This is a genomic window from Acidovorax sp. SRB_24 (assembly GCF_012931925.1).
In genome coordinates, this window is sequence record NZ_MWOM01000052.1 from 18,447 (window position 1) to 30,854 (window position 12,408).

17 protein-coding genes and 1 pseudogene are annotated in these 12,408 nt (G+C 65.7%); 11 read left to right on the forward strand and 7 right to left on the reverse strand.

The features are described 5' to 3' along the window. Window positions 1-4: 4 nt before the first annotated feature. Window positions 5-223: a hypothetical protein gene (locus tag B2J89_RS15835; RefSeq protein ID WP_169170010.1), complete on the reverse strand. Its 219-nt coding sequence runs from the start codon at window positions 221-223 to the stop codon at window positions 5-7. 132 nt (window positions 224-355) lie between these two features. Further along, complete coding sequence (locus B2J89_RS15840; protein ID WP_169170011.1) at window positions 356-1,648, reverse strand: lytic murein transglycosylase; 1,293 nt, start codon at window positions 1,646-1,648, stop codon at window positions 356-358. A gap of 447 nt (window positions 1,649-2,095) precedes the next feature. Here B2J89_RS15840 and B2J89_RS15845 point away from each other — a divergent pair, with 447 nt between their 5' ends. From B2J89_RS15845 to B2J89_RS15855, 3 genes are read left to right on the forward strand one after another with little or no spacing between them, the layout of a single operon-like run. Further along, window positions 2,096-2,305 carry a hypothetical protein gene (locus B2J89_RS15845; RefSeq protein WP_169170012.1) on the forward strand — a complete coding sequence of 70 codons (210 nt, stop codon included), beginning with the start codon at window positions 2,096-2,098 and terminating at the stop codon, window positions 2,303-2,305. Beyond that, complete coding sequence (locus B2J89_RS15850; protein ID WP_169170013.1) at window positions 2,302-2,910, forward strand: DNA-3-methyladenine glycosylase I; 609 nt, start codon at window positions 2,302-2,304, stop codon at window positions 2,908-2,910. The genes B2J89_RS15845 and B2J89_RS15850 overlap by 4 nt, the downstream gene beginning before the upstream one ends. Before the next feature lie 6 nt (window positions 2,911-2,916). Then, the gene (locus B2J89_RS15855) at window positions 2,917-4,227 is read left to right on the forward strand and encodes a hypothetical protein (protein WP_169170014.1); all 1,311 of its coding nucleotides are present in this window, start codon (window positions 2,917-2,919) and stop codon (window positions 4,225-4,227) included. Here B2J89_RS15855 and B2J89_RS15860 read toward each other — a convergent pair. Together B2J89_RS15860 and B2J89_RS15865 are read right to left on the reverse strand one after the other, a co-directional pair. Then, the gene (locus B2J89_RS15860) at window positions 4,206-4,343 is read right to left on the reverse strand and encodes a hypothetical protein (RefSeq protein ID WP_169170015.1); all 138 of its coding nucleotides are present in this window, start codon (window positions 4,341-4,343) and stop codon (window positions 4,206-4,208) included. The genes B2J89_RS15855 and B2J89_RS15860 overlap by 22 nt on opposite strands. Window positions 4,344-4,374: 31 nt before the next feature. Continuing rightward, a complete protein-coding gene (locus tag B2J89_RS15865; RefSeq protein WP_169169994.1) occupies window positions 4,375-4,776 on the reverse strand; it encodes a hypothetical protein in 402 nt (133 codons plus the stop codon). 584 nt (window positions 4,777-5,360) lie between these two features. On the opposite strand from B2J89_RS15865, the gene B2J89_RS15870 reads away from it, so the two are divergent. Continuing rightward, window positions 5,361-5,549 carry a hypothetical protein gene (locus B2J89_RS15870; RefSeq protein WP_169170016.1) on the forward strand — a complete coding sequence of 63 codons (189 nt, stop codon included), beginning with the start codon at window positions 5,361-5,363 and terminating at the stop codon, window positions 5,547-5,549. Window positions 5,550-5,613: 64 nt separating this feature from the next. Here the strand turns inward: B2J89_RS15870 and B2J89_RS15875 are convergent, their stop codons facing one another. Further along, entirely contained in the window at window positions 5,614-5,832 is a 219-nt protein-coding gene (locus tag B2J89_RS15875) for a hypothetical protein (protein ID WP_169170017.1), read from the reverse strand. A 240-nt stretch (window positions 5,833-6,072) separates the two neighbouring features. On the opposite strand from B2J89_RS15875, the gene B2J89_RS15880 reads away from it, so the two are divergent. Next, complete coding sequence (locus tag B2J89_RS15880) at window positions 6,073-6,429, forward strand: CidA/LrgA family protein (protein ID WP_169170018.1); 357 nt, start codon at window positions 6,073-6,075, stop codon at window positions 6,427-6,429. Further along, window positions 6,426-7,151 carry an LrgB family protein gene (locus B2J89_RS15885; RefSeq protein WP_169170019.1) on the forward strand — a complete coding sequence of 242 codons (726 nt, stop codon included), beginning with the start codon at window positions 6,426-6,428 and terminating at the stop codon, window positions 7,149-7,151. The genes B2J89_RS15880 and B2J89_RS15885 overlap by 4 nt, the downstream gene beginning before the upstream one ends. Window positions 7,152-7,184: 33 nt before the next feature. Here B2J89_RS15885 and B2J89_RS15890 read toward each other — a convergent pair whose 3' ends face one another. Beyond that, window positions 7,185-8,129, reverse strand: coding sequence for a LysR substrate-binding domain-containing protein (locus B2J89_RS15890; protein ID WP_169170020.1), 945 nt, complete (start codon window positions 8,127-8,129; stop codon window positions 7,185-7,187). Window positions 8,130-8,313: 184 nt separating this feature from the next. Here B2J89_RS15890 and B2J89_RS15895 point away from each other — a divergent pair, with 184 nt between their 5' ends. Beyond that, window positions 8,314-9,510 carry an acyl-CoA dehydrogenase gene (locus tag B2J89_RS15895; RefSeq protein WP_169170021.1) on the forward strand — a complete coding sequence of 399 codons (1,197 nt, stop codon included), beginning with the start codon at window positions 8,314-8,316 and terminating at the stop codon, window positions 9,508-9,510. Window positions 9,511-9,591: 81 nt separating this feature from the next. Next, complete coding sequence (locus B2J89_RS15900) at window positions 9,592-10,839, forward strand: CaiB/BaiF CoA-transferase family protein (protein WP_169170022.1); 1,248 nt, start codon at window positions 9,592-9,594, stop codon at window positions 10,837-10,839. Window positions 10,840-10,877: 38 nt separating this feature from the next. Here the strand turns inward: B2J89_RS15900 and B2J89_RS15905 are convergent, their stop codons facing one another. Beyond that, window positions 10,878-11,081 carry a hypothetical protein gene (locus B2J89_RS15905; RefSeq protein ID WP_169170023.1) on the reverse strand — a complete coding sequence of 68 codons (204 nt, stop codon included), beginning with the start codon at window positions 11,079-11,081 and terminating at the stop codon, window positions 10,878-10,880. A gap of 246 nt (window positions 11,082-11,327) precedes the next feature. Here B2J89_RS15905 and B2J89_RS15910 point away from each other — a divergent pair, with 246 nt between their 5' ends. The 3 genes and pseudogenes from B2J89_RS15910 to B2J89_RS22495 form a co-directional block, all read left to right on the forward strand. Then, on the forward strand, window positions 11,328-11,543 hold the full coding sequence (locus B2J89_RS15910) for a hypothetical protein (RefSeq protein ID WP_169170024.1): 216 nt from the start codon (window positions 11,328-11,330) through the stop codon (window positions 11,541-11,543). Between the two features lie 51 nt (window positions 11,544-11,594). After that, the gene (locus tag B2J89_RS15915) at window positions 11,595-12,065 is read left to right on the forward strand and encodes a nucleoside deaminase (RefSeq protein WP_169170025.1); all 471 of its coding nucleotides are present in this window, start codon (window positions 11,595-11,597) and stop codon (window positions 12,063-12,065) included. A gap of 135 nt (window positions 12,066-12,200) precedes the next feature. Beyond that, window positions 12,201-12,408, forward strand: a pseudogene (locus tag B2J89_RS22495) (hypothetical protein); the annotation flags it as partial.

Genomic DNA, 12,408 nt, shown 5'->3' on the forward strand with positions numbered 1-12,408 from the left:
TTGCCTATCCACAAACGATGTCGCCAGCGTCGAAGGCAGGCGGGCGCAGAAGGTCCTCGTCAATACCCATGACCGCACTGGCGCGCTCGACCGCCTGCCACAGCACTGGGGGCATCTTCAGAATTTCTTCGGGTGAGTCAGCGCGGGCAATCCAGGCGCTGATTTGTTGGTGCTGATCGGTGGTCAGCAATGCCAGGTGCAGCATCTCATCTATTGTTTTCATGGTGGCGTCTGGTAGGTCTTGGCACATGCGTCTCTGCGATCGCGGCACGAGGTCGTAGGCCGCCGTCGGGCCCGATGCGTGTTTGAGGACAAAACGTGGCGTTGAAGTGCTGCAATTCAAGGAGCCATCGCGTCACTGCAAGCGCTGCAGCAGATCCAGCGTCGGATAGCCGTCCGCCGGCAGACCCAGGCTGCGTTGGTATTGGCGAATCCCGCGCCGCGTGGCCGGGCCCATCGCGCCGTCGGGGGTGCCGCTGTCAAAGCCCCGTGCGTTCAGCGCCGTCTGCAACGCCATCACCTGGCTGCGTGTGAGGGCCTGCACGTCGCGCGGCCACGGTGTCTGCACCGCTGGGCCGCCCGCGAGCTGCTGCGCGAGCAAGCCGACGGCGAGCGCATAGCTGGTCGAGTTGTTGTAGCGCAGGATCGTGCGGAAGTTCGGTCCGACCAGGAACGCCGGCCCGCGTGCGCTGGCCGCAAGCACGATCGAACTGTCGTCCAACGCCGGCAGCGGCGCGCCGTCGATCGACTGCACACCCTCGTTCGCCCAGAGGGAAGCCGGCTGCCGCACGTCCGTGTCAGCGCGCGCGAAGTCGAATCCCGGCGGCAAGCGCACCTCCATGCCCCACGGCTGGCCGGCTTGCCATCCGGAGCGTGCCAGGAAGTTCGCGGTCGAAGCCATGACGTCGGCGACGTTCCCCCAAATGTCGCGGCGGCCATCGCCGTCGGCGTCGACCGCATAAGCGAGAAAGTTCGATGGCAGAAATTGCGTCTGGCCCATCGCGCCGCCCCACGAACCGACCATCTGCGCGCGGTCGATCTCGCGGTTTTGCAGAATGCTCAATGCTGCGAGCAACTGGCCACGCGCCCAGTCTTCGCGCCTGCCCTCGAAGCCGAGCGTTGCCAGGGCGTCGATGGTCGCAATGTCGCCCACGTTGCTGCCGTAATTGCTCTCCAGGCCCCAGATCGCGACGAGGACCTCTATAGGGACGCCGTAGCGCGCTGCCGCGGCGTCGACTTGGGAGCGCAGCTGCAGCAGCTTGTCCTGGCCACGGGCGATGCGCTGCGCCGACAGTGCACTGTCGAGATAGTCCCATATCGTGCGCGTGAACTCGGGCTGCGCCCGGTCCAACTCGATGACGCGGGGAATGAAGCGCACGCCATCGAATGCGAGGTGCAGCGTTGCCTCGTCGATGCCGGCTGCGCGTGCGCTGGCGCTGAACCCGGCCACCCAGCGGGCAAACTTCTGGCTGCGTTCCACCTCGGCGGATGCGGCCAGGGGCGCAGTGGTGGCGACCATCGGTGGCGCCGGGGGGGCCTTGGTTTCGACCGGTGGTGCGGAGGCGCAACCGGAAACGGCGAGGATCGCCACCCAACTGGAAACAAACCAGCGGCGAGCGGACGCCGGAAAACAAAATGGTGTCTGCATTCATTCCATTTTCGTCGTTCCATGGAGCCGCAGTGGTCTGCCGCCCTTGGCGCGGGGCAACGCCGCACGGCGCGCTCTTCGAAGCAGGGCCCTCTTGGGGGGCTTGCCCGTCTTTGAGTCCAGCACCGCAGCGCTGCCTGTTGAAGCACTCGTGGCAGCCCTTTGGCGCGCTGCTCGTCCGACTGCTTCTGTGCCCTTAGTTTGTGGGTCGAACGTCAGGATCGCAGCGTCTGCAGTCCTACGGGTTGCTGAATCCGCACCCAAAAGCGGACGTTCATCATTTAACGTTTGAGACGGACTCCAACTCGTCGCGAGGCATCTCACTGACAGAAGGATTAACCGACAAATCACTTAGTCTGCGTGCTGTTTCCATTCGAGCTGGTGTAATCCTATTGGCAGGGCCATGACCCGGCTTGAGGATTTAGCCCCAACGAACCGCCGGAACACATGCTCTTAAAACCATTTCCTTATGCCGAAGTGTTTGCTGCAATTGAGCAGCAGGTCATTTCACTAGGGGCAGAACGCCTGCCACGCGAGCAGGTGACGAACCAACTGGACAAGTTCAAGCGCTTTGCCACCCGCTGCATCAGCGCCGCTGAGTACTTCTCGACCCTCGTGTCGTCGCCTTCTACTCGGGCTTCAAGGCGGCCACGGTGACCAGCAAACGCCCTGTGATCAAGCGGCACTTCCCAAGCTGGCAGGTCGTGACCGAATACGGGGAATCGGATCTCCGGCGCGTCCTTGATGACCCCAACATGATTGCCCACGAACGCAAGGTGCGCGCCTGCGTGGCCAACGCGCGCACCTTCCGCGACACGGTGAAACGGCACGGGTCGTTCAAGGCCTTCTTGGACCAGCATCTACCCAGCGGCTCGTTTGAAGACCTGATGCTACTCAAGGAGTTGCTGGAAACCACCTTTGCCTACCTGGGCGGCGTCACTGTCTACCACTTCATGACCGACATCGGCTTAAACGTGCTTAAACCCGACCGCGTGATCTGCCGGCTGTTCCACCGCCTGAGCCTGCTGGACAACGAAGACCAGTTGCTCAAGTCCATCATGGAAGGCCGTCGGTTCGCCGCGGGCCACCGGACTACCGATCCGCTACATCGACATCGTGCTGGTGGTATTCGGCCAAGTAGCCTCGCCCGAGCTGGGCATAGTCAAGGGCGTGTGCCTGAATGCACCACGCTGCGGTGTGTGCAGCATTCGCCAGCACTGTGGGCCTCCTGCTTCGGCCAACGGGATTGCGGCCATACATGACCTGTCATGAACACGGAAAGCTCTAAGCCGAAGGCACCCCAAACATGCAAGAAGGCCCAACCACCAGCGCAAGGTGTGGTCGCGGTGGCGCGAACGCTCCAGGCGCTGTCGCTGATGCCACTTCACGCCTTGGCAGAGGTGCGCAACCAGAGCATTCCCAGCCTGCTGCATGACATGACGGGGCTGTCCAAGGCCCGCATCTCCCAAGGCAACCTGGACGCCATCCGTCCGTCCACTCAGGCAAAAGTAAACCGGCATTTGGAGGAACTGCTGCAAGAGCAGTTCAAGGGTGACCCGGAGGGGTTGCAATACCTCCTAAGCAAGCTTGCAGCAGCGCCTGCAACACGCTCAGGGGAGCAGGCACCGTTGGCGGGATGGGTGCACCAACTTGAGTTTCTGCCGTGGATTCCCTTGCCGATCACCAAAGGTGTGGCACTGACTATTGACGAGCTGCTGGAGGCACTGCTGACTTGCTGCCGTGATGATGATTTTCGAGGCTTCAAGTGCGTATTGCTGGCTCACTTTGAGCACCATGGGCTGCCAGCACGTGCAATTGGACAGATGGCCTCCGAGCCCGCGCCAGAAAATCAGCTAGTGACATTGCATGCCATTGCTGACTGGGAGCAGTCCGACAATTGGACTCGGCAGTTGGCCGAACACCTGTATTGGGACTTGATCAGTTCCTTGGATGCCGAGTGGAACAGCCACTATTTCGCAGGCCGACAGACCAAGCCGCTTTTTCCGCTGGTCATGGTTCGACCTCAGGAGGGGCTACTGGAAAGCATGAAGGTTGCATCGCGCAAAAACATCTTCTTCAAGCCAGTTCGCAGGCTCTTGGAGTTTCTGTATGCGTTGGCCTTCTACTTCCGATACAAGCGATGGCCCACCAATGCGCCAAAACCTAAGACGCTTGCCGGAATCCTCTACCGTCCTAGCTCGCAGGAGTTGGCAGACGAGAGCCTGATCAGCAACTACTTCGACGGGACGACCAAGGTCACACTGGATCTGGTCTTAGAGCACTGGGGGCAATTACTCCAGCACTTTATGCCAACGCACCTGGAAAGTAAGAGGCCCAATCCGCCGCTTCCCATGATCATGCTGGCCTTGCAGTGGCAGACCTTGCTGGTGCAGGACAAAGGCCGGTCTTTTTTGGTACCGGACATGAAGACGTACGAAACTCTTTGGGACTTTCGCAGTCGGCAATGGGCGACTCTCGAAACCCAACAGGACACGGGGATTCCCAAAGCAGGCCAGCCGTCGAGGGAGACTATTGACTGGCCTGCGTGGTCGTTCAGTCAGTCTTCATCGTCCTGCTGAGTGAGGTGCTCTTCCCAGTCGTCAGGCCGGCTATCCTCGCCGCGCGAGTGCCAGTATTCGTCGTGGTTGGGGTTGAGCTGGTTGCTGCGGTTATCGTTATCAGATTGACGGGACATGGTTTACCTCCGGTTTTGATGGGTGAGATGGTTATTTGGGCGCTTTGGCAACGGTCTGCTGCATACGCCCGACATAGGAGCCTTTGGGCACGCCCCCGCCGTTCTGGCGAGCCACCGCACTCTGAACGCGGGCGACGGCTGACTGGGTGGTGGTGGATTTGACGAAAGTGCGGGTAGCAAGAGCAACACCGCGAGCAGACTTGGACATTGAACCTCCATACGGTGAACGGTATGCCTTCGGAATTGAAAACATGAGTTCAATGTAGGCCGCAGCGTTGCAGCAGTTCATCCAGAAATGTTCACTTTCAGCGTCTGCTACACGGTGCCTTTCACATTGACCTGCACCGAGGTGCCGCAGAGAGCGGATGTTGGTGAACTTCCGCTGGCAGCCTTTAGCAGACATCTCTTCCCGATGCATCGTTGCGGTGGTCACTGCCGCCGCAACCGAGCAGCGATATCACGGCCTTCACCAGCCGCTATGTGATCCGCCGATAGCGCGGAGCATCATGATTTGTCGAGACGCCGTACCGTCTGATAGACACGACAAGCTAGACGCTTCAAGCAATGACGGTACTTTTGTCGGTATTTTTACGAGTTAATTCTTGAGAACATAGAGTGGATGCGGCTCTCAGTGCAATTTGTGATTCCGGCCCCGGCACCATCTGATGGTTTCAGACAGCATCAGAAACCGACAAACCCGCTACATCTCCTAGGTGTAGCGGGTTTTTATTTGCCTCACGTCATCTCTGGATACCACGACATACCGTCAAAAACGGTACCTCTGACGGTATGTCCCAGATACCGTCAATCGACATACCGTCACAGAGGGAGTGCATGGCACTTACCAATACAGCAATCAAAAATGCCAAGCACATTCGCAAGCCCGCAGGCGACAAACTTATCTGACGGTGGGCATGTACTTGTTGGTGAACGCCAGTGGCAAGGACTGGCGCATGGACTATCGCTTTGTCGAAAAGCGCAAAACGCTCACGCTGGGCGTCTACCCTGCAGTCTCCCTTGCTGGTGCAGCAGGCGGCGAACAGCACCAAGAGGCAGTTCGCCCACTCGCCCGACCTCAAGCACGAGTGGCAAGACGCGAGCATCGCGCCGTATGACGCGCACACCGCGCCGAGCACGCAGGCGCTGAACTCACCGGCCGTGGTGCACGGTCTGCTGGATATTTTGCTGAACCAATCGCCTGTATGAAACGCGGCGGGAGCGGGCCGTAGTGGGCGCCGGGGCTTAAGAAGGCAACGGCGCATCGGCTCCTTCAGTTGTTCTGACGGCGGATCAGGGCGCGGCCGCTGTCGGTGATGGTGAGTTCGCCGCGTGCATTCTTGGCAATGAAGCCGCGCTCGTACAGGCGTCCGGACAGGTGTTCGCGCAGTGCTTCCGGCGTGGTCAGGAGTTGGCCCATTTCGAGCAATTTCAGGGTTTCAAGCTCGTCCACGGTGGCATCGAAATGCGGGGCGCGGTAGTTGTTTTCCATGGTCTAGGACTCCCAAAAAGCGAAGCCGGCAGTCGCCTGGCACGGCCAGCGTATCCCGCCCGCTAACGCAGCGCAAGCGGTAGGGACACTGCGCGGCGCGCACTGCACCGCCCGTGCCCTTGCGCTAGACTGGTGCGCCCGCTCCGCCGTTCCCGGCGCCTGCGGCGCCCTCCTTCACCACCCTCCGCCTGCCCCATGTGCCTCGGGGGCAGCGCCGCCCGTCACGCCTGTTGCCACCGCATGATTTACGCCATCGCTGTCTTGCTCGTCTGCCAGCTTCTGGGGGAGTTCGCCGTGCGCCTGCTGGCCCTGCCACTGCCCGGCGCGCTGGCGGGCATGCTGATCCTGTTTGCGGGCCTGCTCGCGCTGGGCCGCGTGCCCGAGGCACTGGAGCGCACCTCGGGCACGCTGCTGCAGAACATGATGCTGCTGTTCATTCCGGCCATCGTCGGCGTGATGGTGCATTTTGAACGCGTGGCGCGCGAATGGCAGCCGTTTCTGGTGGCCTGCGTGGTCGGCGCCGCCGTGACGCTGGTGGTGACGGCGCAGACGCTGCGCTGGCTGTTGCGCGCCCGGCCCGTGGAGGTCCGCCCATGAACGCGGTCTTGAGCGATGCAGCGGTCTGGCTCACGCAGTCGCCCCTGCCCTGGCTGGTGCTCACGGTGCTGGCCTATCTGGGCGCGGCGTGGCTGTACCGGCGCAGCGGCAACAACCCCTTTCTGATTCCGGTGCTCACGGCGGTGGCGCTGATCGTGGCCGTCCTGCTGCTCACCGACACGCCGTACCCGGTGTATTTCCAGGGCGTGGAATTCATCTATTTCCTGATCGGTCCCGCCACGGTGGCGCTGGCCGTGCCGCTGTACCGCCAGCTCGACCGCATCAAGCAGATGTGGCTGCCGCTGGGGCTGGCGCTGCTGGCCGGCTCGAGCGTGGCGATTGTCTCGGCGCTGCTGGTCGCCTGGGCGCTGGGCGGGTCGCTGGAGACGCTGATGTCGCTGGCGCCCAAGTCGGCGTCCATGCCGTTTGCGCTGCCGGTGGCCGAGCGCATGGGCGGCCTCCCTTCGCTGGCGGCCGTGGCGGTGGCCATCACCGGCATTGCCGGCACCATCCTGGCGCGGCCGCTGCTGCAGGCGCTGCGCATCGACGACCCGGCCGTGCGCGGTTTTGCCGTGGGCCTGACGGCGCATGCGATCGGCACGGCGCGCGAGCTGCAGTTCAACCAGACGGCCGGCGCCTTTGCCGCGCTGGCCATGGGCCTCAACGGCATCGCCACCGCGGTTCTGGTGCCGCTGATCGTGCAGCTGCTGCCGCGCCTCTGAGGCGGCGGCGCGGCGCAAGCCTCCCACACGCCGTCATGAGGGGTCCGCAGCCGGCGCTGGCTCGGCCATGGCCTGCAGCCACTGCGCAAAAGCCGCCAGCACCGGCGGCTGCGCCTGTGCCGGGCTGATCAGGTAGTAGCTGCGCTCGCCGCGCAGGTGCCGCTGGCAGGCAACCACCAGTTCGCCGCGCGCGAGCTCGGCCTCGATCAGGAGCGGCGGCATCAGCGCCACGCCCAGGCCGTGGGCCGCGGCCACGGCCAGCATCGAAAACAGCTCGTAGCGCGGGCCATCGAGCGCCTGCGGCGCCTCCACGCCCATGGCCTCGAACCATTGGCGCCAGCCGTAGGGCCGTGTGCTCTGCTGCAGCAGCGGCAGCTGCGCCAGCACTTCGGCGGCCACGCCCTGGTAGGCGCGCCCCAGGCCGCGCTGTGCGGCCAGCTCCAGCAGGCGCGGGCTGCACACCGGCACCACGTCTTCGTGCATCAGCCACTGCGCCTGCGTGCCGGGCCAGTTGGCCACCTGCTCGGGCGTGCCGGCGTAGAGCGCGGCGTCAAAGCCGGTGTCGGCAAACAGGAACGGCCGCGTGCGCGTTTCGATGTGCACCACGATCTCGGGATGCAGCGCGGCAAACTGCGGCAGGCGCGGAATCAGCCAGCGCGTGGCGAAGGTGGGCACCGCTGCCAACGCCAGCGCACCGCCATGGCCCTGGTGCGCCATCACGTCGAGCGTGTCGCGCTCGAGCGCCTGCAGGCGCGGGCCGATCTGGCGCGCATAGTGCGTGCCGGCGGGCGTGAGCGCGACGCCGTGGCGCGTGCGCCGGAACAGCGGCACGCCCAGAAAGTCTTCCAGCGCCGTGATCTGGCGCGAGACCGCGCTTTGCGTGAGCGAGAGCTCCTGCGCGGCGCGCGTGTAGCTCTCGTGCCGCGCGGCGGCTTCAAAGCAGGCCAGGGCCTGGGTGGACGGCAGGGTGCGGCGCATGGTTCCAGTCAAGGACGGCGGGTACGCCGCGATTGTGGCGCAACACGTTCTAAGGAGTTCTTTTTTCTCATAACTGAGTTCAGCATTTTCGCTTGCGGCGCAATATCCATGCACGCTACGATGGGCCATCCGTCGGCGCTTCATGCGCTTTTAGCACAACACGTTACACCTTCAGGAGATTGCCATGGCCCGCGCCACTTTTCACTGGGAAGACCCCTTCTTGCTCGACCTGCAGCTCAGCGACGACGAGCGCATGGTGCGCGACGCCGCTGCCGCCTACTGCCAGGACAAGCTGGCGCCGCGCGTGCTCGACGCGTTCCGCCACGAAAAGATGGACACCAGCATCTTTCGCGAAATGGGCGAGGTCGGCCTGCTGGGCCCCACCATCCCCGAGCAGTACGGCGGCCCCGGCCTCAACTACGTGGCCTACGGCCTGATCGCGCGCGAGGTCGAGCGCGTCGACTCGGGCTACCGCTCCATGGCCAGCGTGCAAAGCTCGCTGGTGATGGTGCCGATCCATGAATTCGGCACCGAGGCGCAGCGCCAGAAGTACCTGCCGAAGCTGGCCAGCGGCGAATGGATCGGCTGCTTCGGCCTGACCGAGCCCGACCACGGCTCCGACCCCGGCAGCATGGCCAGCCGCGCCAAGAAGGTCGCCGGCGGCTACGAGCTCTCGGGCGCCAAGATGTGGATCACCAACAGCCCGGTGGCCGACGTGTTCGTCGTCTGGGCCAAGGAAGTGAGCGAGGCGGGTGCCGTCGGCCCGATCCGCGGCTTCATCCTCGACAAGGGCATGAAAGGCCTGTCGGCCCCGGCCATCCACGGCAAGGTCGGCCTGCGCGCCAGCATCACCGGCGAGATCGTGATGGACAAGGTGTTCGTGCCCGAGGAAAACGCCTTCCCCGAAGTGCAGGGCCTGAAAGGCCCGTTCACCTGCCTCAACAGCGCGCGCTACGGCATCGCCTGGGGCGCGCTCGGCGCGGCCGAGTTCTGCTGGCACACCTCGCGCCAGTACACGCTGGACCGCAAGCAGTTTGGCCGTCCGCTCGCCGCCAACCAGCTGATCCAGAAGAAGCTGGCCGACATGCAGACCGAGATCGCCATCGGCCTGCAGGCCTGCCTGCGCCTGGGCCGCATGAAGGACGAAGGCACGGCCGCCGTCGAAGCCACGTCGCTCATCAAGCGCAACAGCTGCGGCAAGGCGCTCGACATCGCCCGCCTGGCGCGCGACATGATGGGCGGCAACGGCATCAGCGACGAGTTCGGCGTGGCGCGCCACCTGGTGAACCTGGAGGTGGTCAACACCTACGAGGGCACGCACGACGTGCACGCGCTGATCCTGGGCCGCGCACAGACCGGCATCGCAGCCTTCGCCAACTGAACGGCAATTCAAGCGAAAAATGGCTCCAGCGCTTGCTGGATAAGCGCTTAAAGCTATTGATTTATGAGTGCACAGCCCACCATGACCGACCTCACCCCGCCCGCCGGCGCCCTCGCCGGCATCCAAGTCCTCGACCTCTCGCGCGTGCTCGCCGGCCCCTGGTGCACGCAGATCCTGGCCGACCTGGGCGCCGACGTGGTCAAGGTCGAGCGCCCCGGCGCGGGCGACGACACGCGGCACTGGGGGCCCCCGTTCCTGCAGGACGCCGACGGCAACGACACCACGCAGGCGAGCTACTTCACCGCCTGCAACCGCAACAAGCGCTCGGTCACCATCGACATGGCGACCGAGGACGGCCAGCAGCTGATCCGCCAGATGGCGCTGCAGGCCGACGTGCTGGTCGAGAACTTCAAGGTCGGGGGCCTGGCGCGCTACGGGCTGGACCACGCCACCCTGTGCGCGCTGAACCCGCGCCTGGTCTACTGCTCGGTCACCGGCTTCGGGCAGGACGGGCCGTATGCCGAGCGCGCCGGCTACGACCTGATGATCCAAGCCATGACCGGGATGATGAGCATCACCGGCCGCGCCGACGGCGAGCCCGGCGGCGGTCCGCTGCGCGTGGGTGTGGCGTTGACCGACCTGTTCACGGGCGTGTACGCATCGAGCGCCATCCTGGCGGCGCTGCATGCGCGCCACCGCACGGGCGAGGGCCAGCACATCGACATGGCGCTGCTAGACGTGGGCATGGCCATCCTGGCGAACCAGGCGGCCGGCTTTTTGGCCACGGGCGTGGCGCCGGGGCGCCAGGGCAACAGTCACCCGAGCCTGGCGCCCTACCAGGACTTTGCGACGCAGGATGGTTCCATGCTGCTGGCGATCGGCAACGATGGCCAGTTCGCGCGTTTTTGCGCCGCCGCTGGCCACCCCGAATGGGCGCAGGACGCACGCTTTGCCAGCAACACCCTGCGCGTGAAGCACCGCGCCGCACTGATCCCGGCCATGGAGGCCGTGACGCGCACGCGCACGACCGCCGAGTGGATTGCGCTGCTCGAAGACAAGGCCGTGCCCTGCGGCCCCATCAACACCATTGCCCAGGCCTTCGACGACGCCCAGGTGCGCGCGCGCGGCCTGCGCGTGGCGCTGCCGCGCGACGCGGGCGACGGCGTCGCGCAGATCACCGGCGTGGCCAGCCCGCTGCGCCTGTCGGCCCATCCGCCCGTGCTGCGCCACGCGCCGCCAGCGCTGGGCCAGCACACCGACGAGGTGCTGCAGGTGCTGGGGGTGGATGCGGCGCAGCGGGCCGAACTGCGCGCCCGCGGCGTGGTGTAGGGCAGGCCTTTGGGTGCGGGCCGCCGCGGAGCCGGCCCTCAGTGAAAGGGCGGCGGATCGATCACGGGGGACTCGCGCGGCCCCGGCAGCGTCGGATTGGGCACCGGGGTTTCGCCTGGCACCGCAGGCGGCTCCACCACAGGCGGCTCGGGCACCCAGGTGGGCTGCGGCGGCTTGTCGATGGGAGGCGTGCCCACCGGGGGCAGTGGCGTGGGCGTGTGCGCATGGGCAGGCAGGGGCATGGCAAGTCCTCTGAAACATTCGGTACTTCAAACTAGCATGGCGCGGGCGCAGCGCGTGCCGGACAACGCCGCATGGGCGCGCCAGGGCCCACGCGAGCCCAGGGAGGGTTGGATCCTTGAGTGCCCCTGGCGCCCGCGCGCCGGCCGGCGCAGCGCATGCCTGCTCGAGCACCGTGGCCAAAACCGCTTTGTTACCCTGTGCGCCCTGCGTTGGCATCCGTTGGCGCTTTCCGCTGTTTTCTTTCCATGCGTTTCCACCCTGTGACCTTGGCCTGCGGCGGCACGCGCATGCCGCTGCTGCTGGCCACGGCGCGGAACCGCGTGGCCATTGGCCAGGCCCTGATCGCCGCGGGCGCCGACGTCAACCTGCCTGACCACGGCGGCGTGGCACCGCTGCGCCATGCCGAGCAGCGCGGCCACAGCGCCCTCGCTGCGCTGCTGCGCGCGGCCGGCGCGCGCTGAAATGCGCCATTTCACCGACCGTTTTTCCGCTTGCCCCCAGGAGCCCGTTCCATGTCCGACCACACCTCTTTGCTGCGCGAGGCCGTGCGCTTGGCGCAGGCCAACCGCGTGCGCGGCGGGCGCCCGTTTGGCGCCGTGCTGGCGCTCGGCGGCGAGCGCATTGCCAGCGGCGTCAACGAGATTGTGCACAGCCACGATCCCACCGCCCACGCCGAAATGCAGGCGCTGCGCGCCGCCAGTCGCCACCTCGGCCGCCCGCGCCTGGACGGCTGCGTGGTCTATGCCAGCAGCCACCCATGCCCCATGTGCCTGGCGGCCATGGTCATGGGCGGCGTGCAGGCGGTGTATTACGCGTTCGACAACGACGACGCTGCGCCCTACGGGCTGTCGAGCGCCGCGGCGTATGCAGCGCTGCGCCTGCCGCTCGACCCCCCGCCGCTGCCGCTCACGCGGCTCGAGACCGGCGTGACAGCGCAGCAGCTCTATGGCGACGCGCCGGCCGGTCCGGGGGCGGCCGCCTGACATGGGCAGCGCCGCCGTCCGCACCGCCGCGCCCGAGCCAGTGCAGGTGCAGGTGCAGGCACCGGCCCGCCAGGGACTGTGGCTGGCCGTGGTGGTGTTCTCACGGCGCTGAACCTGCGCCCCTTTCTCACGGCCGTGGGCCCGCTCGCGCACGACATCGCCGCCGCCACGGGCCTCGATGTGCGCGGCATGGCCTGGCTCACGCTGCGGCCCATGCTGCTGATGGGCCTGGCGCCTGGTGCGGACCGGCGCTGCAGCAGCGCCTGGGCGCGCGCCACGTGCTGCTGGGCGCGCTGGCCGTGCTGGCTGCGGGCTTGGCGCTGCGCGCCTGGGCGTGGCCTTC

Excerpts from the sequence above, each read along its gene's own strand:
- B2J89_RS15880 (WP_169170018.1), top strand. The coding sequence starts at position 6,073 with ATGATTTACGCCATCGCTGTCTTGCTCGTCTGCCAGCTTCTGGGGGAG.
- B2J89_RS15840 (WP_169170011.1), bottom strand. The coding sequence starts at position 1,648 with ATGCAGACACCATTTTGTTTTCCGGCGTCCGCTCGCCGCTGGTTTGTT.
- B2J89_RS15905 (WP_169170023.1), bottom strand. The coding sequence starts at position 11,081 with ATGCCCCTGCCTGCCCATGCGCACACGCCCACGCCACTGCCCCCGGTG.
- B2J89_RS15835 (WP_169170010.1), bottom strand. The coding sequence starts at position 223 with ATGAAAACAATAGATGAGATGCTGCACCTGGCATTGCTGACCACCGAT.
- B2J89_RS15910 (WP_169170024.1), top strand. The coding sequence starts at position 11,328 with ATGCGTTTCCACCCTGTGACCTTGGCCTGCGGCGGCACGCGCATGCCG.
- B2J89_RS15845 (WP_169170012.1), top strand. The coding sequence starts at position 2,096 with ATGCTCTTAAAACCATTTCCTTATGCCGAAGTGTTTGCTGCAATTGAG.
- B2J89_RS15875 (WP_169170017.1), bottom strand. The coding sequence starts at position 5,832 with ATGGAAAACAACTACCGCGCCCCGCATTTCGATGCCACCGTGGACGAG.
- B2J89_RS15860 (WP_169170015.1), bottom strand. The coding sequence starts at position 4,343 with ATGTCCCGTCAATCTGATAACGATAACCGCAGCAACCAGCTCAACCCC.
- B2J89_RS15855 (WP_169170014.1), top strand. The coding sequence starts at position 2,917 with ATGAACACGGAAAGCTCTAAGCCGAAGGCACCCCAAACATGCAAGAAG.
- B2J89_RS15915 (WP_169170025.1), top strand. The coding sequence starts at position 11,595 with ATGTCCGACCACACCTCTTTGCTGCGCGAGGCCGTGCGCTTGGCGCAG.
- B2J89_RS15895 (WP_169170021.1), top strand. The coding sequence starts at position 8,314 with ATGGCCCGCGCCACTTTTCACTGGGAAGACCCCTTCTTGCTCGACCTG.
- B2J89_RS15890 (WP_169170020.1), bottom strand. The coding sequence starts at position 8,129 with ATGCGCCGCACCCTGCCGTCCACCCAGGCCCTGGCCTGCTTTGAAGCC.
- B2J89_RS15900 (WP_169170022.1), top strand. The coding sequence starts at position 9,592 with ATGACCGACCTCACCCCGCCCGCCGGCGCCCTCGCCGGCATCCAAGTC.
- B2J89_RS15885 (WP_169170019.1), top strand. The coding sequence starts at position 6,426 with ATGAACGCGGTCTTGAGCGATGCAGCGGTCTGGCTCACGCAGTCGCCC.